The organism is Kitasatospora sp. NPDC059646 (assembly GCF_042734615.1).
Classification (GTDB): Bacteria; Actinomycetota; Actinomycetes; order Streptomycetales; family Streptomycetaceae; genus Kitasatospora.
The window spans coordinates 16,467-35,933 of the sequence record NZ_JBHWDS010000006.1; the positions used below are offsets into that span (position 1 = coordinate 16,467).

Annotated in this window: 20 protein-coding genes, 1 tRNA gene and 1 riboswitch; of the genes, 17 read left to right on the forward strand and 4 right to left on the reverse strand. The window is 72.4% G+C overall.

Going from position 1 to position 19,467, the window contains the following annotated elements:
* Positions 1-138 precede the first annotated feature (138 nt).
* The 5 genes from ACFV1L_RS05570 (at position 139) to ACFV1L_RS05590 (ending at position 3,573) form a co-directional block, all read left to right on the forward strand.
* The gene (locus tag ACFV1L_RS05570) at positions 139-339 is read left to right on the forward strand and encodes a hypothetical protein (RefSeq protein ID WP_380363164.1); all 201 of its coding nucleotides are present in this window, start codon (positions 139-141) and stop codon (positions 337-339) included.
* 49 nt (positions 340-388) lie between these two features.
* Positions 389-589, forward strand: a complete 201-nt coding sequence (locus ACFV1L_RS05575) for a hypothetical protein (RefSeq protein ID WP_380363165.1) — start codon at positions 389-391, stop codon at positions 587-589.
* Between the two features lie 116 nt (positions 590-705).
* Positions 706-1,575 carry a JmjC domain-containing protein gene (locus ACFV1L_RS05580; protein ID WP_380363166.1) on the forward strand — a complete coding sequence of 290 codons (870 nt, stop codon included), beginning with the start codon at positions 706-708 and terminating at the stop codon, positions 1,573-1,575.
* 64 nt (positions 1,576-1,639) lie between these two features.
* A complete protein-coding gene (locus tag ACFV1L_RS05585) occupies positions 1,640-2,515 on the forward strand; it encodes a JmjC domain-containing protein (RefSeq protein ID WP_380363168.1) in 876 nt (291 codons plus the stop codon).
* Positions 2,516-2,574: 59 nt separating this feature from the next.
* A complete protein-coding gene (locus tag ACFV1L_RS05590; RefSeq protein ID WP_380363169.1) occupies positions 2,575-3,573 on the forward strand; it encodes a MazG family protein in 999 nt (332 codons plus the stop codon).
* A 7-nt stretch (positions 3,574-3,580) separates the two neighbouring features.
* Here the strand turns inward: ACFV1L_RS05590 and ACFV1L_RS05595 are convergent, their stop codons facing one another.
* Complete coding sequence (locus ACFV1L_RS05595) at positions 3,581-4,000, reverse strand: SDR family NAD(P)-dependent oxidoreductase (RefSeq protein ID WP_380363171.1); 420 nt, start codon at positions 3,998-4,000, stop codon at positions 3,581-3,583.
* 155 nt (positions 4,001-4,155) lie between these two features.
* Between ACFV1L_RS05595 and ACFV1L_RS05600 the strand changes: the two genes are divergently transcribed.
* From ACFV1L_RS05600 to ACFV1L_RS05630, 7 genes are all read left to right on the forward strand, one after another.
* Positions 4,156-5,400 (forward strand): cytochrome P450, encoded by a 1,245-nt coding sequence (locus ACFV1L_RS05600; protein WP_380363172.1) that lies wholly within the window; start codon positions 4,156-4,158, stop codon positions 5,398-5,400.
* A gap of 251 nt (positions 5,401-5,651) precedes the next feature.
* Positions 5,652-5,832, forward strand: a riboswitch (cyclic di-AMP (ydaO/yuaA leader).
* A gap of 3 nt (positions 5,833-5,835) precedes the next feature.
* On the forward strand, positions 5,836-6,519 hold the full coding sequence (locus ACFV1L_RS05605; protein WP_380363174.1) for a transglycosylase family protein: 684 nt from the start codon (positions 5,836-5,838) through the stop codon (positions 6,517-6,519).
* A gap of 223 nt (positions 6,520-6,742) precedes the next feature.
* Positions 6,743-8,032, forward strand: a complete 1,290-nt coding sequence (gene eno, locus ACFV1L_RS05610; protein WP_380363176.1) for a phosphopyruvate hydratase — start codon at positions 6,743-6,745, stop codon at positions 8,030-8,032.
* 126 nt (positions 8,033-8,158) lie between these two features.
* A complete protein-coding gene (locus ACFV1L_RS05615) occupies positions 8,159-8,596 on the forward strand; it encodes a septum formation initiator family protein (protein WP_380363177.1) in 438 nt (145 codons plus the stop codon).
* A 46-nt stretch (positions 8,597-8,642) separates the two neighbouring features.
* Positions 8,643-9,308 carry a DUF501 domain-containing protein gene (locus ACFV1L_RS05620; RefSeq protein ID WP_380363178.1) on the forward strand — a complete coding sequence of 222 codons (666 nt, stop codon included), beginning with the start codon at positions 8,643-8,645 and terminating at the stop codon, positions 9,306-9,308.
* Complete coding sequence (locus tag ACFV1L_RS05625; RefSeq protein WP_380363180.1) at positions 9,305-10,240, forward strand: exopolyphosphatase; 936 nt, start codon at positions 9,305-9,307, stop codon at positions 10,238-10,240. Before ACFV1L_RS05620 ends, ACFV1L_RS05625 begins: the two co-directional genes overlap by 4 nt.
* 423 nt (positions 10,241-10,663) lie before the next feature.
* Positions 10,664-12,028, forward strand: coding sequence for an NAD(P)/FAD-dependent oxidoreductase (locus tag ACFV1L_RS05630; protein ID WP_380363182.1), 1,365 nt, complete (start codon positions 10,664-10,666; stop codon positions 12,026-12,028).
* Positions 12,029-12,237: 209 nt separating this feature from the next.
* Here the strand turns inward: ACFV1L_RS05630 and ACFV1L_RS05635 are convergent, their stop codons facing one another.
* Entirely contained in the window at positions 12,238-12,681 is a 444-nt protein-coding gene (locus tag ACFV1L_RS05635; RefSeq protein ID WP_380363183.1) for a DNA-binding protein, read from the reverse strand.
* Positions 12,682-12,831: 150 nt separating this feature from the next.
* Here ACFV1L_RS05635 and ACFV1L_RS05640 point away from each other — a divergent pair, with 150 nt between their 5' ends.
* Both ACFV1L_RS05640 and ACFV1L_RS05645 read left to right on the forward strand, forming a co-directional pair.
* On the forward strand, positions 12,832-13,065 hold the full coding sequence (locus ACFV1L_RS05640; protein ID WP_380363184.1) for a hypothetical protein: 234 nt from the start codon (positions 12,832-12,834) through the stop codon (positions 13,063-13,065).
* 7 nt (positions 13,066-13,072) lie between these two features.
* Positions 13,073-13,855, forward strand: a complete 783-nt coding sequence (locus ACFV1L_RS05645) for a hypothetical protein (protein ID WP_380363186.1) — start codon at positions 13,073-13,075, stop codon at positions 13,853-13,855.
* 69 nt (positions 13,856-13,924) lie between these two features.
* Here the strand turns inward: ACFV1L_RS05645 and ACFV1L_RS05650 are convergent.
* Positions 13,925-14,009: transfer RNA gene (locus ACFV1L_RS05650), tRNA-Leu, on the reverse strand.
* Positions 14,010-14,347: 338 nt separating this feature from the next.
* On the opposite strand from ACFV1L_RS05650, the gene ACFV1L_RS05655 reads away from it, so the two are divergent.
* Both ACFV1L_RS05655 and ACFV1L_RS05660 read left to right on the forward strand, forming a co-directional pair.
* Positions 14,348-15,121, forward strand: a complete 774-nt coding sequence (locus ACFV1L_RS05655) for an ABC transporter ATP-binding protein (RefSeq protein ID WP_380363187.1) — start codon at positions 14,348-14,350, stop codon at positions 15,119-15,121.
* Positions 15,122-15,177: 56 nt separating this feature from the next.
* Positions 15,178-17,736 (forward strand): ABC transporter permease, encoded by a 2,559-nt coding sequence (locus ACFV1L_RS05660; protein ID WP_380363188.1) that lies wholly within the window; start codon positions 15,178-15,180, stop codon positions 17,734-17,736.
* 72 nt (positions 17,737-17,808) lie between these two features.
* Here the strand turns inward: ACFV1L_RS05660 and ACFV1L_RS05665 are convergent, their stop codons facing one another.
* Entirely contained in the window at positions 17,809-18,333 is a 525-nt protein-coding gene (locus ACFV1L_RS05665) for a peptidylprolyl isomerase (RefSeq protein WP_380363189.1), read from the reverse strand.
* 172 nt (positions 18,334-18,505) lie between these two features.
* Between ACFV1L_RS05665 and ACFV1L_RS05670 the strand changes: the two genes are divergently transcribed.
* On the forward strand, positions 18,506-19,393 hold the full coding sequence (locus ACFV1L_RS05670) for a Bax inhibitor-1/YccA family protein (protein WP_380363191.1): 888 nt from the start codon (positions 18,506-18,508) through the stop codon (positions 19,391-19,393).
* Positions 19,394-19,467: the final 74 nt, after the last annotated feature.

A 19,467-nucleotide genomic window follows, 5' to 3' on the forward strand; every position in this document is an offset into this window, starting at 1 on the left:
TCTCGGCGCAGGCGGCGACCGTGCCGACCGTGAGCGCGGGTCACGTCACGCCCGACGGCTGCGGTGCGTGCTACCCGGACGTCATCTGAGCCTGATCCACCTCTCTCTCGATCCGAATCTCTAGCAAGGAGTCCTGTCATGGGTGTTGAGAGCACCGAGTCCGCGTCGAAGTTCGCTGTGCTGGCCCGTCAGGCGGCGCTGTCGGTGGCGGTGGCTGCTGCGGTGGGTGGTGCGGTGTTCGCGCCGGCTGTCTCGGCGCAGGCGGCGACCGTGCCGACCGTGAGCGCGGGTCACGTCACGCCCGACGGCTGCGGTGCGTGCTACCCGGACGTCATCTGAGCCTGAACCGCCACTCTCTCGATCCGAATCTCTAGCAAGGAGTCCTGTCATGGGTGCTGAGAGCACCGAGTCCGCGTCGAAGTTCGCTGTGCTGGCCCGTCAGGCGGCGCTGTCGGTGGCGGTGGCCGCTGCGGTGGGTGGTGCGGTGTTCGCGCCGGCCGTCTCGGCGCAGGCGGCGACCGTGCCGACCGTGAGCGCGGGTCACGTCACGCCCGACGGCTGCGGTGCGTGCTACCCCGACGTCATCTGAGCCTGAACCGCCACGCACATCCCGGGGTCGCCGGCGGCATCGCCGCCGCCGGCGCCCCGCGTCCGCCCCACCACCAACCCCCTTGATCCGTCCGGACACCGGAGAGGAACACCGCCATGGACTGGCTGGCCCGCTGCGTCGACGACCCCGAGACCTTCCTGCGCAAGCACTGGCGGCAGGGACCGGTGGTGCTCCGCCCCGCCGACCCGCCGACCGAAGTGCTCACCGTGCAGGGGCTGTTCGACATCATCGACGAAGGCACGCTGCGCAACCCGTACGGCGGCCTGTTCACGGTCGAGGGCACGGTGCCGGAGGAGGAGTACTGCCCGCCGCGGGTGATCGCCGGCCGGGCGCTGGAGGGGTGCCTCGACCCGGAGCGGGTGCGGGCGCTGATCCGGGACCGCAACGCCACGCTCCAGCTGCGCTACCTCAACCACTGGCACCCCGGCGTGCGCGCCCTGACCACCGGCCTGTCGGAGAGCCTGGGCCGGCTCACCGAGGCGTTCCTCTTCTATTCGCAGCCGGGCCGGCACGGGCCGGTGCACCGCGACGAGGGCGACATCCTGGTCATCCAGCTCAGCGGCAACAAGCACTGGCAGGTGTACGGCGGTCCGACCGAGCCGAACTGGCAGCCGGTCCGCGAGGACAACCCGGGGCCGTGCCTGCTGGACACCGTCGTCCACCCGGGCGAGGTGCTGTACGTGCCGAACGGCTACGCCCACACCGCCCGCGCCACCGAGGACGGGCCCTCGCTGCACCTGACGATCGCCCTGCGCGAGGCGTGCGCCGTCCACCTGCGGGCCCAGCTGCGCGCCCTGCTCGCCGAAGGGCTCGAACTGCCCGCCCGTCCCCGCGACGAGGACGCCCTGCTGGCCGCCGGCGCCCAGCTGCTCGACCACCTGCGCACCCGCCTCGCCGACGCCGACCCGGCCGAGTTGGTCAGCGCCGCCCGCCGCGCCGCGTACAGCAGCCGCCCCACCGCCTGAACCCGTCGCACCGGCTCGCACCGCCCCCATCCGACGCACCGTCAGCACCCGAGGAGACCCGACCATGACCGAGACCTGGCTGAGCCGCTTCGTCGCGGACGAGGAGCAGTTCCGCACCGCGCTCTGGCGCACCGCCCCGGCCGTGCTGCGCCCCGAGCGCCCGCCGGTGGACGTGCTGCCCGCCGCCGAACTCGACCGGCTGCTCGACCACGGCCTGCTGAAGGTGCCGTACCTGGGCCTGGTGCAGCGCGACGCCCACCTGCCCGCCGAGCGGTTCTGCCCGCCGCGGGTGGTGCTCGGCGAGGTGGTCGGCGGGTACGCCGACGGCGCGGCCGTCCGGTCGCTGATCCGGGAGGAGCGGGCGACGCTGCTGCTGCGCTACGTCGACCAGTGGCACGAGGGCGTGCGCGCACTGGCCCGCGGCCTGGCCGCCGAGATCGGTCGGCACGTCGAGGCGTTCTACTTCCTCACCCCGCCCGGCACTCAGGGCCGCCCCGTGCACCGCGACGACGCGGACGTGTTCGTGGTGCAGATCTCCGGCGCCAAGCGCTGGTGGGTGCACGGCGGCCCCGCCGACGGCAACTGGGTGCCCGACCGGGAGGACGGCGACCCGGGCGAGGTGCTGCTGGAGACCGTCCTGCAGCCCGGTGAGGTGCTGTACGTGCCGCGCGGCTTCGCGCACCGGGCCCGCGCCGAGGACGGCGCGCCGTCGGCCCACCTGTCGCTGACGATCCGCGAGGCGGCCACCGCCAACCTGTACACCGTCGCGCAGAGCCTGCTCGCCGACAGCTGCGAACTGCCGGGCCGCCCGCTGGACGACGCCGCGCTCACCGAGGCCGCCGCCGCCCTGATCGAGCACGCCGGCGCGCTGCTGGCCGAGCTGACGCCCGCCGACCTGGTGGCCGTCACCCGGCAGGTCATGCTGCAGCCCGCGGCGTGACGCCCGGGCGGGAAAACGGGGTCGCCGGGCCCGCACACGGTCGTTGTAGGTTCGGTGCCGTGGACACTCCGAAGCTGATCCTGCTGACCACCACCCACCGCGTCGCCCCCGGCCTGCTGAGCTGGCCGGCCTGGGAGGCCCTCCGTTCGGCGCCGCGGGTGCTGGCCGGCGACGCCGACCACCCGCAGCTGCCCGCGCTGCGCGCCGCCGGCGTCGAGCCACGGCTGGTCGAACGGGGCTCCGCCCCGGCGCTGGCCCGGCAGCTGCTCGCCGAGGCGCCCGCGGTGTGGCTGGAGAGCCCGGACGGCGACCCGGGGCTGACCGACGCGCTGGCCCGGATCGCGGTCGAGGAGGCCGGCGAGCACCCGGAGATCGAACTGCTGCCGGGCTCCTACGACCTGCCGGGTTCCCGGCTGCTGGACCTGGTCTCGGTGATGGACCGCCTGCGGTCGCCCGGCGGCTGCCCCTGGGACGCCGAACAGACCCACCGGAGCCTGGTGAAGTACCTGGTCGAGGAGGCGTTCGAGCTGGTCGAGGCGATCGAGGAGGACGACCGGCCCACCCTCCGCGAGGAACTCGGGGACGTGCTGCTCCAGGTGTTCTTCCACTCCCGGATCGCCGAGGAGCACGAGGAGGACCCGTTCTCCATCGACGACGTGGCCGGCGACATCGTCGAGAAGCTGATGTACCGCCACCCGCACGTGTTCGGCGACGTCGACGTCCGGGACTCCGCCGAGACCGAGGCCAACTGGGAGCAGCTGAAGGCCGCGGAGAAGCAGCGCGAGTCCGTGCTGGACGGCGTCCCGGCCGGACTCCCCGCCCTGGCGTACGCGGCGAAGCTGGTCTCCCGGGTCCGCCGCGCGCAGTTCACCGCGGTGCCGGACGCGCCCTACGAGCTGCCCGCCGAACTCACCGCCGAGACCGCCGGCGACCTGCTGCTGGCCGTTGCCCAGCGCGGCTACGACCGGGGCATCGACGTGGACGCGGCGCTGCGGGCCGCGGCCCGGCGCTACCGCCGCGCGGTCCGGGCCGCGGAGGGCCTGCCCGAGGAGGGCTGACGGCCCGTCAGCCCGCCAGCGGGACGTCCGAGACGGCGCGGCGCTGGGCCGGGACGACCTCGCCGATCGCCTCGCCGACCAGGGCGAGGAGCTCGGCCAGCGGGTCGAGGTGGCGGGGCAGTTCGGCGAGCTGGACGATCCGCTCGCCGTCCGGGCCGGCGACCGCGAACAGGTCGATCGGTCCGAGGTGCTTGACGGCGGTGTCGACCAGCGCCGCGATGTCCGCCGGGTGGTGGACGTCGCCGGACACCCCGACCGCCGGGCAGCCGGGACGGTCGAGTTCGGCGGCCAGGTCCTCGGCGACGCCGGGACGGAGATCGGCGATCAGCAGGCCGGCGGCTCCGGCGGCGGAGAACCTGCGGGCCAGATCGGCCCCCTCGCCTCCGTCGAGCACCGCGATGACCACCACTGCACCGGCTACTCGCATGGCCTGCTCCCCTTCCAGAGCGAAACCGCGGGCGGTCCGCACGCCGCCCACTGTGGTTCATCGGAGGATCGTAGGCTCGCCCCGACGCTCCGCAACAGGGAATACCCGCCAGGTGACCAGACTCACGCGACGGCGGTTCCAGATACGGTCAAGACATGCCAGATCAGCCCCACGAAGCCCGCCCGCAACTCTTCACCTGGGAGTTCGCGGCCGACCCGTACCCGGCCTACGCCTGGCTGCGGGAGCACGCCCCGGTGCACCGCACCACGCTGCCGAGCGGGGTGGAGGCCTGGCTGGTCACCCGGTACGCGGACGCCCGGCAGGCGCTGGCCGACGCGCGGCTGTCCAAGAACCCGGCGCACCACAGCGAACAGGCGCACCGCACCGGCCGGGTGGGCATCCCGGGGGAGCGGCAGGCGGACCTGATGACCCACCTGCTGAACATCGACCCGCCGGACCACACCCGGCTCCGCCGCCTGGTGTCGAAGGCGTTCACGCCGCGCCGGGTCGCCGAGTTCGAGCCCCGGGTGCAGCAGCTCACCGACCGGCTGATCGACTCGTTCGCGGAGCGCGGCGAGGCCGACCTGATCCACGAGTTCGCGTTCCCGCTGCCGATCTACGCGATCTGCGACCTGCTGGGCGTCCCGCCGGAGGACCAGGACGACCTGCGGGACTGGGCGGGCATGATGATCCGTCACACCGGCGGCAAGCGCGGGGGAGTGGGCCGCGCGGTCAAGCAGATCCGCGGCTACCTGGCCGACCTGATCCACCGCAAGCGGGCCGACCTCGGCGACGACCTGATCTCCGGCCTGATCCGGGCCAGTGACCACGGCGAGCACCTGACCGAGAACGAGGCCGCGGCAATGGCCTTCATCCTGCTGTTCGCCGGCTTCGAGACCACCATCAACCTGATCGGCAACGGGGTCTACGCCCTGCTGCGGAACCCGGACCAGCGCACCCGGCTCCAGGAGTCGCTGGGGCGCGGCGAGTCCGGTCTGCTGGAGACCGGCATCGAGGAACTGCTGCGCTACGACGGGCCGGTGGAGCTGGCCACCTGGCGGTTCGCGACCCGGCCGCTGACCGTCGGCGGCGTGGACATCCCGGTGGGGGACCCGGTGCTGGTGGTGCTGGCCGCGGCGGACCGCGACCCGGCCCGGTTCTCCGACGAGAACACCCTGGACCTGGCCCGCTCCGACAATCCGCACCTGGGATTCGGTCACGGCATCCACTACTGCATCGGCGCGCCGCTCGCCCGGCTCGAAGGGCAGCGCGCGATCGGCACACTGCTGACACGGCTGCCGGACCTCCAGTTGGCGGCCGATCCCGCCGAACTCCGTTGGCGGGGCGGGCTGATCATGCGCGGCCTGCGCGAACTCCCGGTCTCCTTCACGCCCCGCTGACCCGGTTTCGGCGACCCCGGACCCCGCCCCAGCACGGCACTGTCCGAACCCCCGGCGGGGGCGCGCGATGCGCCCCGTCCGGGGCGATTCCGGACATACATGGACGGTTTGTGCACGAGAAGTGAAGGTCCGTAATTTCGACGTGATACCGGTGATATGAGCTTGTGATTGCTCGTCAGCTCTGCTTACTCTCCGATTTGCCCGCAGCTGCGGGCCCCGAACGCGGCACGCCGAATCCTGTCCACCGCGCCCTCGGGACACCGACCAGACCCGGACAGGAGCGGGGGACCCAAGTGTGAACGCCGTAGTCCCCGACGGCTCGGGGTGAAGCCGCCAGGGAGCGGACGCAGCCGCGTCCGGTCCCGCCGGCGGCCGGGCCAACCTCCCGGTCCGAACCCGACAGCTCACCTCGCAGGCGTGCGGAGAGGAAGCACCATGCTGTTCACCGGCACCGGCCGTCACCGTCGCAGTACCAAGGCCGAGAAGGTCGTCGCCGCCGCCGGCGTCGCCTCCGTCGGTCTCGCCCTGCCCCTGCTCTCCGCCACCGGAGCGGCAGCCGCGCCCGTCGACACCTGGGACCGCGTCGCCCAGTGCGAGAGCGGCGGCAACTGGGGCATCAACACCGGGAACGGGTACTACGGCGGCCTGCAGTTCTCCTCCTCCACCTGGCGCGCCTACGGCGGCGGCCAGTACGCCCCCACCGCCGACCGGGCGAGCCGCGCCGAGCAGATCGCGGTCGCCGAGCGGGTGCTCGCCTCGCAGGGCCCCGGCGCCTGGCCGGTCTGCTCCGGCAAGGCCGGACTGGCCAAGGGCGGCGGCAGCTCCCAGGACACCGCCTCCCGCTCCCAGCAGCGCGCGGCCGCCCCGAAGGCGGCGCAGCAGCAGGCGCCGAAGACCGCCAAGACCCCGAAGCAGACCCCCGCGCAGAGCGCCCCGGCCGCCCAGCAGCAGCCGCAGAACGGCGCCGCCCGGCTCACCGTGCAGGAGGGCGACACGCTGTCCGGCATCGCCGCCGCCCGGAACGTCCCCGGCGGCTGGGAGCAGCTCTACCAGGCCAACCGCGGCGTCATCGGCGCGGACCCGGACCTGATCGTCCCCGGCCAGGTGCTCTCGCTCTGACGGTCGCCCGGGCGGCCGTACCCCTGACGAACCGTCCGCTCCCGGCGCGCGCAACGCAGTTCGCGCCGCCCGGGGCGGACGGTCGGCGGGCAAACAGGTGAACTACCAGTGAGTAGCCGGGCCACACGGTGAGACGGAGCCCGGCCGGGCGTGGCCGCGGGCATGTCTGCGGCTAGGCTCTGGGCGTAACGACCACACATCCGCTTCCGCTAGGAGATGCCTCGTGCCGTCCATTGATGTCGTCGTAGCCCGTGAGATCCTCGACTCCCGCGGCAACCCCACGGTCGAGGTCGAGGTCGGTCTCGACGACGGCAGCACCGGTCGTGCGGCTGTCCCGTCGGGTGCCTCCACCGGCGCCTTCGAGGCGCTGGAGCTCCGCGACGGCGACAAGAACCGCTACTTCGGCAAGGGCGTCGAGAAGGCCGTCCTCGCCGTCATCGAGCAGATCGGCCCCGAGCTGGTCGGCTACGACGCCACCGAGCAGCGCCTGATCGACCAGGCCATGCTCGACCTGGACGCCACCCCGGACAAGTCCTCGCTCGGCGCCAACGCGATCCTCGGCGTCTCGCTCGCCGTGGCGCACGCCGCCTCCGAGGCCAGCGACCTGCCGCTGTTCCGCTACCTGGGCGGCCCGAACGCCCACGTGCTGCCCGTCCCGATGATGAACATCCTCAACGGCGGCTCGCACGCGGACTCCAACGTCGACATCCAGGAGTTCATGATCGCCCCGATCGGCGCGGAGTCCTTCTCCGAGGCCGTCCGCTGGGGCGTCGAGGTCTACCACACCCTCAAGGGCGTGCTGAAGGAGCGCGGGCTGTCCACCGGCCTGGGCGACGAGGGCGGCTTCGCCCCGAACCTGGACTCCAACCGCGAGGCCCTCGACCTCATCACCGAGGCCATCAAGAAGGCCGGCTACACCCCGGGCAAGGACGTCGCGCTCGCCCTGGACGTCGCCGCGTCCGAGTTCTACAAGGACGGCGCCTACCAGTTCGAGGGCAAGGCCCTGTCGGCCGCCGAGCTGATCGAGTACTACGCCGAGCTGGTCGCCGCCTACCCGCTGGTCTCCATCGAGGACCCGCTGGACGAGTCCGACTGGGACGGCTGGAAGGCCATCACCGACAAGCTCGGCGACAAGGTCCAGCTGGTCGGCGACGACCTGTTCGTCACCAACCCGGAGCGCCTGCGCAAGGGCATCGAGACCGGCACCGCCAACGCGCTGCTGGTCAAGGTCAACCAGATCGGCTCGCTCACCGAGACCCTGGACGCCGTCGAGCTGGCCCAGCGCAACGGCTACCGCTGCATGATGTCGCACCGCTCCGGCGAGACCGAGGACGTCACCATCGCCGACCTCGCCGTCGCCACCAACTGCGGCCAGATCAAGACCGGCGCCCCGGCCCGCTCCGAGCGCGTCGCCAAGTACAACCAGCTGCTGCGCATCGAGGAGATCCTCGACGACGCCGCGGAGTACGCGGGCCGCTCGGCGTTCCCGCGCTTCCGCTCTGCGGACAAGTAGGCACAGCCGCTCCGCGGACACGCGAGCACAGCGAAGGCTGATCGCCGAGCCTGTTGTGACCGGTGCCCCGGCCTCCACCGCGTAGGGTGGGGCCGGGGCACCGGCATGCGCAGGAGGGGCGACCAGATGGCCAAGTGGAGGATTCCCGGACTGGCGGCGCGCCCGCGCTTCACCAGCCGGGCCACCGTGCTGGTGCTCGTGCTGTGCTCGCTGGTGGCGATCCTGGCCTATCCGACCCGGCAGTACATCGCGCAGCGGGCGGAGATCGCCGACCAGCGGGCCAAGGCCGAACACGCCCGCCAGCAGGTCGACGAACTGCGCCGGGCCAAGGCCCGCTGGCAGGACCCGGAGTACGTCAAGGCGCAGGCCCGGGACCGGCTGCACTACGCGCTGCCCGGCGAGACCCCGTTCGTCTCGGTCGCCCCGCCACCCGCGCCGGGCGAGAAGCAGCCCTCGGCGGACGCCGCCGGCCGGCCCAAGGCGGTCCGGCCCTGGTACTCCGCCTTCTGGGACTCGGTCGACGCCGCCGACACCGCCCTCGCGGCGCCGCCCGGCCGTCCCTGACGCCCCGCCACCCCACCCGTCCCCCCACCTGACGAACAGACTCCTGATGAGCAACCAGAACCCTCCCGCGTCCGACGCACCCGCCGTCTCCGACCACGACGTCGCCGCCATCGCCGCCCAGCTCGGCCGGGTGCCGCGCGGGCTGCGGGCCGTCGCCCACCGCTGCCCGTGCGGCAACCCGGACGTGGTGGAGACCGCGCCCCGGCTGCCCGACGGCACCCCGTTCCCGACGCTCTACTACCTGACCTGCCCCAAGGCCGCCTCGCTGATCGGCACCCTGGAGGCGGACGGCGTGATGAAGGAGCAGACGGCCCGACTCGCCGAGGACCCCGAGCTCGCCGACAAGTACCGCGCCGCGCACGAGGACTACATCGCCCGCCGGGACGCCATCGAGGTGCTGGAGGGCTTCCCCAGCGCCGGCGGCATGCCGGACCGGGTCAAGTGCCTGCACGTGCTGGTCGGCCACTCGCTGGCGGCCGGCGAGGGCGTCAACCCGCTGGGCGACGAGGCGATCGGCATGCTGGAGGACTGGTGGGCCAAGGGTCCGTGCGTCAGCCCGGCCGAGGTCGAGGCCGCCGGTGAGCGGGTGGCCCGCAACCGGGCCAAGGCCGAGGACCACGCCGCGGTGATCGCCGCCAAGGAGGCGCTGACGGCCGAGCGCGCCGCCGCCCGCAGGGCCGCGGAGGAAGCCGGGGAGGGCGACGAGTCGTGACCACCACCCGGGTCGCCGCGATCGACTGCGGCACCAACTCGATCCGTCTGCTGATCGCCGACCTCGACCCCGAGACCGGCGGGATCACCGACCTCGACCGGCGGATGCTGATCGTCCGGCTCGGCCAGGGCGTCGACCGGACCGGCCGGCTGCACCCCGAGGCGCTGGCCCGCACCTTCGCGGCCTGCCGCGAGTACGCGGAGGTCATCGCCGCGCACGGCGTCGGCCCGGACCGGATCCGGATGGTCGCCACCTCGGCCTCCCGGGACGCCGAGAACGCCGCCGAGTTCACCGCGGGGGTCAAGGACATCCTCGGCATCACTCCGAGCGTGGTCAGCGGCGACGAGGAGGCCCGGCTCTCCTTCACCGGCGCCACCCGCGAGCTGCTCGGCGGCCCGCACCGCCCGCCCTACCTGGTGTTCGACCTGGGCGGCGGCTCCACCGAGTTCGTGCTCGGCGAGCAGGACGTGCGGGCCGCGCACTCGATGGACATCGGCTGCGTGCGGATGACGGAGCGTCACTTCGCGGGCGGGCAGCCCACCGAGGAGCAGATCGCCGCCGCCCGGGCCGACATCCGGGCCGCCCTGGACACCGTCGCCGGGAGCGTCCCGCTGACCGAGGGCGCCACCCTGGTCGGCCTGGCCGGCACCGTCACCACGGTCGCCGGGATCGCGCTGGAGCTGCCCGGCTACGACTCCGAGCGGATCCACCACGCGGTGCTGACCGTCCAGCAGGTCCGGGAGACCGCGCAGTGGCTGCTGCACTCCTCGCACGCCGAGCGGGCCGCCGTCCCCGTGATGCACCCCGGCCGGGTCGACGTGATCGCGGCCGGCGCGCTGGTGCTGCTGGAAATCATGGAGCGCACCGGGGCCGCCGAACTGCTGGTCTCGGAGCACGACATCCTCGACGGCATCGCCTGGTCGATCGCCTGACCCGGACGCCGCGGGAGGCCCTCGCCACGGGTGCCGGAAGGCCCGGCGGGGGCCTCCCGGCGTGTCGCCGGAAGAAGCTTCGTGAATTTCTTCACATGGCGATCGGGCCTTTCGGCCCAGCGCGGTGTCCGGTCCGTCCGATATGTGGGACCGAAGGCGCCCGGGGCGGGTCGTTCATGGGATCGCAGGCAACCCGGCGTTCACGCGGCAGAAATCGAAACCCCACTCGGGAACCCGTGCGGCGCAAGGATCGTTGCTGCTCAGCGCGGCACCGGGTGCCCCGCCGGTCGCCGCGGGCGTCGGGCGGAGCGGGAGGGACCGCCCCGGCCCGGAAATGTGGGCGCGCAGTGTAGCACCCGGTGTCCAGGAGCTTGTGACGGGCCTCACGAATGGTCCGTCAGGCGGGGGTGGATACTTTCGGATATGAGCACCACGGAGCGTCCTCGCATCCTCATTGTCGGCGGTGGTTACGTCGGCCTGTATGCCGCGATGCGCATCCTCAAGAAGATGCGCTACGGCGAAGCGACCGTCACGGTCGTCGACCCGCGGTCGTACATGACGTACCTGCCCTTCCTCCCGGAGGCGGCCGGCGGCAACGTCGCCCCCCGCAACCTCGTCGCGCCGCTGCGCAGCGCCCTGAAGAAGGCGGAGGTGCTCACCGGTCACGTGACCGAGGTGGACCACGCCCGCAAGGTCGCCACCATCCAGCCCGCGGCGGGCGACTCCTACGAACTGCCCTTCGAGTACCTGGTCGTGGCGACCGGCTCGGTCTCCCGCACCTTCCCGATCCCGGGCCTGGCGGAGCACGGCATCGGCATGAAGACGGTGGAAGAGGCGATCAGCCTCCGCAACCACGTCATGGCGCAGCTGGACAAGGCCGAGTCCACCACGGACGAGGACGTCCGCCGCAAGGCACTGACCTTCGTCGTCATCGGCGGCGGCTTCGCCGGCATCGAGACGGTCGCCGAGATCGAGGACATGGCGCGCGACGCCGCCAAGATCTACAAGACCGTCAGCCGCGACGACATGCGCTTCATCGTGGTGGAGGCGGCCAACCGCATCCTCCCCGAGATGGGCCCCGACCTCGGTCTGTGGACCAAGGGCCGGCTCGAGGAGCGCAACATCGAGGTCTACATCGAGACCTCGATGGACTCCTGCGTCGACCAGCACGTGGTGCTGAAGAACGGCATGGAGTTCGACGCCTCCACCATCGTGTGGACCGCCGGCGTGAAGCCGAACCCGGTCGTCTCCCGCTTCGGCCTGCCGCTCGGCCCGCGCGGCCACATCGACACCAAGCCGACCCTGCAGGTCCAGGGCTTCGACTACGTGTGGGCGGCCGGCGACAACGCCCAGGTCCCCGACCTGGCTGCCGGTGAGGGCGCCTGGTGCCCGCCGAACGCGCAGCACGCCGTCCGTCAGGCCGCCGTCCTCGGCGACAACGTGGTGGCCGGCATGCGCGGCTTCCCGCAGGCCGAGTACAAGCACAAGAACCTCGGCGCGGTGGCCGGCCTCGGCCTGCACAAGGGCGTGGCGATCCTGTTCGGCAAGGTCAAGCTCAAGGGCCGCCTCGCCTGGTACTTCCACCGCCTGTACCACGGCGCGATGGTCCCCACCATGAACCGCAAGATCCGGGTCTTCACCGACTGGACGCTGGCGATGTTCCTCAAGCGCGAGACCGTCGGCCTCTCGGAGATGGAGAAGCCGTTCGACGCCTTCCAGGAGGCGTCCGCTCCGCCGAAGCCCGCCGCCGCGGCCGAGCCCAAGAAGGAACTCGCCGCCAGCAAGTAAGCGGCAGGACCCGACACTTCGGGTACGAGTCGGAGGCCCTCCGCCCGGCAACGCGCCGGACCACGTCCTCCGTGGTGCTCAGCCGGCGCTGCTGCCGGGCGGAGTACAGCAATCGGTTGACGAAGGCCCCCACCCCCGCCGGGTGGGGGCCTTCGGGCGTTCCGGGGCCTTGCGGCGCCGCCGGGCCGGCGGGCCTCGCCGGGCCGCCGTCAGGACCGGTCGGCGGGGGCGGTGCGGTCGCTCAGGCGCTCGTGGCGCTGGCGGGCGGCCTGGGGGGTGCCGAGGCCGAGGCCGAAGGCGATCTCCTGCCAGGTCATCCCGCGGCCGCGGGCCATGGTGAGCAACCCGGCCTCCAGTTCGTCGAGTTCGGCCCGGACCAGGGGGAGCAGGGTGAGTGCGGCCGTCACGTCGGCCCGGTCGACCTCGGGTTCGCCCTCCTCGGCGAGGGCGGCGCCGCTGAGCAGGAAGGCGACCAGTCGGACCGCCTCGTGCGGGCCGAGCATCGCGGGGTTGGTCTGGCGGCGGCGCTGCTCGTCGGTGGCGGCGTGGCGCTCGGCGATCCGGAACAGCGAGGCGTAGACGCGCTGGGTGCGGGCGGCCTCCGCGTCCGGCGGGGCGAACGGGTCGGCGGGCTGCTGCGGGATGTCGGTCATGGGAGCCAGCATTCACCGGTGAACGGGCGGGCGTCAACGGAATTGCTTGAACGAATTGTTCATGACCGAGCCCCGAAAGGGCATTGATCGCCCGCGAGCGGCCGCCTAGCATGGCGACCACCGATCCAAGATCAACCCGGGGGAGCCGCAATGGAACTGACCGCCCGTCACACCGCCCTGATCGCCGCCGCCACCACCGCGCTGGCCGCCGCCGCCGTCGTCGGCACCGCCGCCGCCGAGCGCCCCGCCGACCGGCCCGCCCTGTCCGTCGAGGCCCACGGCTACGTCCAGCAGACCGCCGGCGACCTCGCGGTGCCGGACCACATGGCGCTGGTCGTGCCCGACCACATGGCGCTGTCCGTCGCCGACCACATGGGGCTCTGATCCCGCCGTGCGGGCAGCGGCCGACGACCCGGCGGCGCGCCTGGTCGCGCAGACCGCCGAGCGGCTGATCCGGCTCTGGGCCGAGCGCGGGGAGCTCCACCACCCCGGCTGGGGCCGGCCGTTCCGCCAGCTCGGCGAGCTGCTGCCCGCACCGGACGTCGAACACGCCGTCCACAACCCGCAGATGGTGCCGCTGCTCTGGTACCCGGCACTGCGCCGCGAGACCCGGCACGGCGCCGTCGTCGAGGTGTTCGACCACCTGCCGGCCGACGCCGGGCCGCCGCTGCCGCGCCGCCAGGAGCTCTCCCGGATCTACAGCTGGGCCCCCGTCACCCGCACCGCGCTCGACTGGATCGCCGACCGGCTGGCCGGTCGCGGCCTGCTGGAGGTCGGCGCCGGCAGCGGCTACTGGGCCGCGCAGCTGCGCGCCCGCGGCGTCGACGTGCTGGCCACCGACGCCGAGGCCCGCACCGAGCACAACGGCTGGACCGACCGCTTCCGCTGGACCGACGTCCGCCCCGGCCTGGCCGCCGAGGACGCCGCCGCCCACCCCGACCGGGTGCTCGCGCTGATCTGGCCCCCGCACCGGGACCCGATGGCCCTGCACGCGCTGCGCGCCCACCGCGGCGACGACTTCCTCTACCTCGGCGACCGCCCCGGCGGCCTCTGCGCCGACGACGCCTTCTTCGCCGAACTCGCCGCCCACTGGCGGCCGGTGGCCCGCTGCCCGGTCACCCTGCGCTGGCTCGGCAACCACGACGCCCTGACCCACTGGGCCCGTCGCCCGTGACACGCCCCGGCACCCGCGCCGGACCGCTGTAACCGGGCCATCACCGCAGGTCACGGTGGTTGTGCAGACTGGTGCCCAGAGCCGGACTCGAACCGGCACGACCTCTCGGTCAAGCAGTTTTAAGCTGCCCGTGTCTGCGTTCCACCATCTGGGCGTGGGAGCGCGGCAACCTCAAGTACTGAGCCTAGTCGGCCGGGCGAGGGTTTCGCATATTTCTCGCGACGGAAGTTGTCATGCTTCCATGACATCTGACGAAGCGTCTGTCATTTCAGCCAACCGGCCGGTGGTTCTCGGCCATCCCCGCTCTCGGGGTGCGGGTCATACCGCAGGAGGAGGGGCCGACGGCGGCCGTACGCCTCGGGGCGGGGCAGCAACCGTTCGGCGGAGCGACGAATTCCAAGATCGTCAACGGGAGGATGGTGGAGCGGTCGCCGGCATGCCCGGGGCCGCACCCCAGTGACGAACCGAACCTCCCGGACAGGAGTCCCCTTCGTGAGCACCTCGACCGCGTACGCAGCCCACACCGGTCTGGCGGCGGCCCGCGCCACCGGTCTGAACAAGGTCTACGGCGAAGGCGAGACCCGCGTCGTCGCCCTGGACAACGTCTCGGTCTCCTTCGGCCGGGGCGAGTTCACCGCGATCATGGGCCCGTCCGGCTCCGGCAAGTCCACCCTGATGCACTGCATGGCCGGCCTGGACACCGTCTCCTCCGGCTCCGCGACCATCGGCGACACCGAACTCGTCGGACTGAAGGACAAGCAGCTGACCAAGCTGCGCCGCGACAAGATCGGCTTCATCTTCCAGGCCTTCAACCTGCTGCCGACGCTGACCGCGCTGGAGAACATCACCCTGCCGATGGACATCGCGGGCCGCAAGGTCGACCAGGCCTGGCTGGACCGCGTGGTGGAGACCGTCGGCCTGTCCGGCCGGCTCTCGCACCGTCCGGCGCAGCTCTCCGGCGGCCAGCAGCAGCGCGTGGCGTGCGCCCGCGCGCTGGCCTCCAAGCCGGAGATCATCTTCGCCGACGAGCCCACCGGCAACCTGGACTCCCGCTCCGGCGCCGAGATCCTCTCCTTCCTGCGCAACTCGGTGCGCGAACTCGGCCAGACCGTCGTGATGGTGACGCACGACCCGGTGGCCGCCTCCTACGCGGACCGCGTGGTCTTCCTCGCCGACGGCCGGATCGTCGACGAGCTGACCCGCCCCACCGCCGACTCCGTCCTCGACCGGATGCGTCGCTTCGACGCCAAGGGCCGGACCAGCTGACCCCGCGTCAGCAGCCTCTCCCGCAGCGCCGGACCCCATCACCCCAGGACTGACCCATGTATCGCACCGCACTGCGCAACGTGCTGGCCCACAAGGGCCGACTGCTGATGACGGCACTCGCCGTCATGCTGGGCACCGCCTTCGTCGCCGGCACCCTGGTGTTCTCGGACACCATGGGACAGGCCATGCGCAACAGCTACTCCAACAGCTACTCCGACGTCTCGGTGCTGGTCACCGACCACGAGGCGGGCGGCTTCTCCCGCGGCCCCAAGGCCCCGGACGCGAAGCAGCAGCAGCCGCTGACCGACGCCACCGTGCGCGAACTGACCGCACTCCCCGGCACCGAGCGCGCCCGCGGCGTGGTCGCCGGCTTCACCGGCGTCGCCGACCGCAAGGGCAACCTGGTCGGCGAGGCGTGGAACTCCCGCGGCGCCAACTTCGTCCCGGGCGGCTCCGGCCAGGACCCGCGCTACCCGATGGCGCAGGGCCGCGGCCCGAAGGCGGCCGGCGAGATCGCGCTCAACCAGCAGGCCGCCGACAAGGCCGGCTACCACGTCGGCGACAAGGTCCGGGTGGCCGGCAACGGCGCCGCCGAGGACACCACCCTCGTCGGCGTCTTCACCACCGACGACCCGCAGGTCAGCTCCGGCGGCACCCTCGTGCTGATGGACACCGCCACCGCCCAGCAGCGCCTGCTCGAGCCCGGCCGGTACAGCTCGATCGTGCTGACCGCCAAGGCCGGCACCGCGGAGGGCACCCTGCTGGACGAGGCCCGGGCCAAGCTGCCCGCCGACTCGATCGAGCTGCAGACCGGTCAGGAGCTCAAGGACGAGCAGACCAAGATGGTCGCCAGTGCGGTCAGCGGGACCAAGACCATGCTGCTGGTGTTCGCCGGCATCTCGCTGTTCGTCGGCATCTTCATCATCGTCAACACCTTCACCATGCTGATCGCCCAGCGCCTGAAGGAACTCGCGCTGCTGCGCGCCGTCGGCGCCGGCCGCGGCCAGGTCACCAACTCGGTGCTGGTCGAGGCGCTGCTGATCGGCGTGATCGCCTCCGCGACCGGTCTGCTCACCGGCATCGGCATCGGCGCCGGCATGCAGTCCCTGATGCACTCGCTGAACGAGGGCCTGCCCACCGGCTCGCTGGTGATCGCCCCCGTCACGGTGATCGCCACCCTGGTGGTCGGCGTCGTGGTCACCGTGCTGTCCGCGCTGATCCCCGCGATCCGCGCCTCCCGGATCCCCCCGGTCGCGGCGATGAGCAGCGGCGACATCCCCACCACCCAGCGCGGCCTGGTGATCCGCAACGTGATCGGCGCGGTGATCGCCGGCGGCGGCATCGCCCTGATCCTGGCCGGCGCGTCCGGCAAGGGCACCGGCGCCCAGGCCCTGCTGGAGCTCGGCGCCCCGCTCACCATGATCGGCGTCTTCGTCCTGCTCCCGCTGCTGTCCCGCCCGGTGATCGCGCTGGTCGGCCCGCTGCTGGGCAAGGTGTTCGGAACCCCCGGCAAGCTGGCCCGGCGCAACGCCGTCCGCAACCCGCGCCGCACCGCCAGCACCGCGGCCGCGCTGACCATCGGCCTGACCCTGGTCACCGCGCTGACCGTGATCGGCAACTCGGTCACCTCCGCCGTCACCAAGGCGGTCGGCAGCTCGATGAAGGCCGACTACGTGGTCTCGATGGCCAACGGCCACGAGCTGTCGCACGACCTGCCGGCGCTGATCTCCAAGGCGAACGGCGTGACCGCGGTCAGCCCGGTCAGCAACGTGATGTGGACGGTGGCCGGCCAGGACCGGGCCGTCATGGGCCTGGACGCCGCCTCCTTCGACCAACTGGTGGCGCTGGACATGAAGTCCGGCTCGACCGGCGCGCTGAAGCAGGGCCAGATCCTGGTCAACGACGAGTTCGCGGACAAGCACCAGCTGACCCAGGGCTCCGCCGTGAAGATCGAGGTGGCCGACGGCAAGTCGGTGGACGCCACCGTCGGCGGCGTCTTCGAGCGCAACGACGGCGTCTCGCCGATCGTCGCCCCGAACGCGATGATCGACACCTACGAGCCCGACGCCTACGTCAACGAGATCATGGTCAAGGGCGCCAACGGCCCGTCCGCGGACCTCAAGCAGTCCATCAAGGACGCCACCGGCCGCAACCCGGTGATCGAGGTGCTGACCGAGAAGGACATGGTCGACCAGTTCAGCCGGATCGTCACCAACGCGCTGAACATCATGTACGGCCTGCTCGGCATGGCGGTGATCGTCGCCGTCCTCGGTGTGATCAACACGCTGGCCATGTCGGTGTTCGAGCGCAAGCGCGAGATCGGCATGCTGCGGGCGATCGGCCTGGACCGGCGCGGCATCAAGCGGATGGTCCGCATCGAGTCCGTGGTGATCTCGCTGTTCGGCGCCGTCATCGGCGTCCTGCTCGGCTGCTTCCTCGCCTGGGCCGCCGCCCGGGTGCTCGCCTCCGAACTGAAGGGACTGACCACGGTGATCCCCTACGGCAGCGTCCTGCTCTTCCTCGGCCTGGCCGCCCTGGTCGGCATCGTCGCCGCCCTCTGGCCGGCCCGCCGGGCCTCCCGGATGGACATCCTCGCCAGCATCAAGACCGACTGACGGCCCGTCGACCGCCGCGCCGCCCGTCCCCGCAGCCCGGGGGCGGGCGGCGCGGCGTTCCGCCGGGGCCGGTCAGCGGGTCTCGACGACGACCTTCTCGATCACCACGTCCTCCAGCGGGCGGTCGTTGCGCCCGGTCTCGACTCCGGCGATCGCGTCCACCACCCGCCGGCCGGCCGCGTCGGTGACCTCGCCGAAGATGGTGTGCTTGCCGGTCAGCCAGGCGGTCGGGCCGACGGTGATGAAGAACTGCGAACCGTTGGTGCCCGGGCCGGCGTTGGCCATCGCGAGCAGGTACGGCTTGGTGAACGCCAGGTCCGGGTGGAACTCGTCGGCGAACTTGTAGCCCGGGCCGCCGGTGCCGTTGCCCAGCGGGTCGCCGCCCTGGATCATGAACCCCTGGATGACCCGGTGGAACACCGTGCCGTCGTACAGCGGCGCGTTGCTGGGCTGCCCGGTGTTCGGGTCGATCCACTGGCGCTCGCCCGTGGCCAACTCGACGAAGTTCTTCACCGTCTTCGGCGCGTGGTCCGGCAGCAGCCGGATCTCGATGTCGCCCTTGTTGGTCTTCAGGGTGGCGTACAGCTCCTCGGCCATCCGGGGGGCCGCCTTTCTGATCGGGTGTCAGTTGCGCCCCCCACCCTGCCCCCTCGGGGACCCCGCGCGCAGGCGACACGGGATCCTCCTCGCGGCTGACGCGGAATACTTTGCCAAACCATTACTGTTGTGAGCTGAGTGGGTGGTGCTGTACTGCCCCGGAGGGAATGTGATGAGAAGCAGAAACCCGGTCTTCTCGCGGGAGGGGTCCTTCACCCGCGACAACCAGTACGCGGGGTTCGGCGCGCAGCCGGCCGGGCAGCAGGCCCAGGCGTACGGCCACCCGTACGCCGAGAACCCGTACGCCGACAACGCCTACGGCCGGCAGGCCGGCGGTCAGCCGCTGACCGACCAGCAGCTCGCCGAGATGTACGGCGCCCCCGCCGCGGGCCCGGCCCGGACCGGCCGGATGACGCTGGACGACGTGGTCGCCCGCACGTCGATGACGCTGCTGACGCTGGTCGCCGCCGCCGCGGCGGCCTGGTTCGTGGTGCCGGTCGACAACTTCGCGCTGGCCGGCGTCGCCGCGTTCGCCGCGATGGTCATCGGCCTGGTGATCAGCTTCAAGCGGAGCGTCAACCCGGCGCTGATCCTGACGTACGCGGGCCTGGAGGGCTTCTTCCTCGGCGCGCTCAGCAAGGCCTTCAACAGCCTGCTGCCGGGCATCGCCGTCCAGGCCGTGCTGGGCACCACCGCGGTGTTCGCCGCCACGCTGATCGCCTACAAGAGCGGCCGGATCCGGGTCACCCCCCGGTACACCCGGATCGGCATCTCGATCGCGATGGGCTTCGTGATCCTGATGTTCGTCAACCTGGTGGCGACGCTGCTCGGCGCGGACTTCGGCTTCCGCTCCGGCCCGCTCGGCATCGTGGTCGGCATCGTCGGCATCGCCCTCGGTGCGTTCTTCCTCACCCTGGACTTCAACGAGGTCGAGGAGGGCATCCGGTACGGCGCGCCCGAGCGCGAGGCCTGGCGGGCCGCCTTCGGCCTGACGCTCTCGCTGGTGTGGATCTACCTGGAGATGCTGCGCCTGATCGCCATCCTGCGCGGCGACGACTGAGCACGGCGGTGACGACGCGGCGGGCCCCGGAGGCGACGACCTCCGGGGCCCGCCGCGTTCCGTCCGGCCCCGGT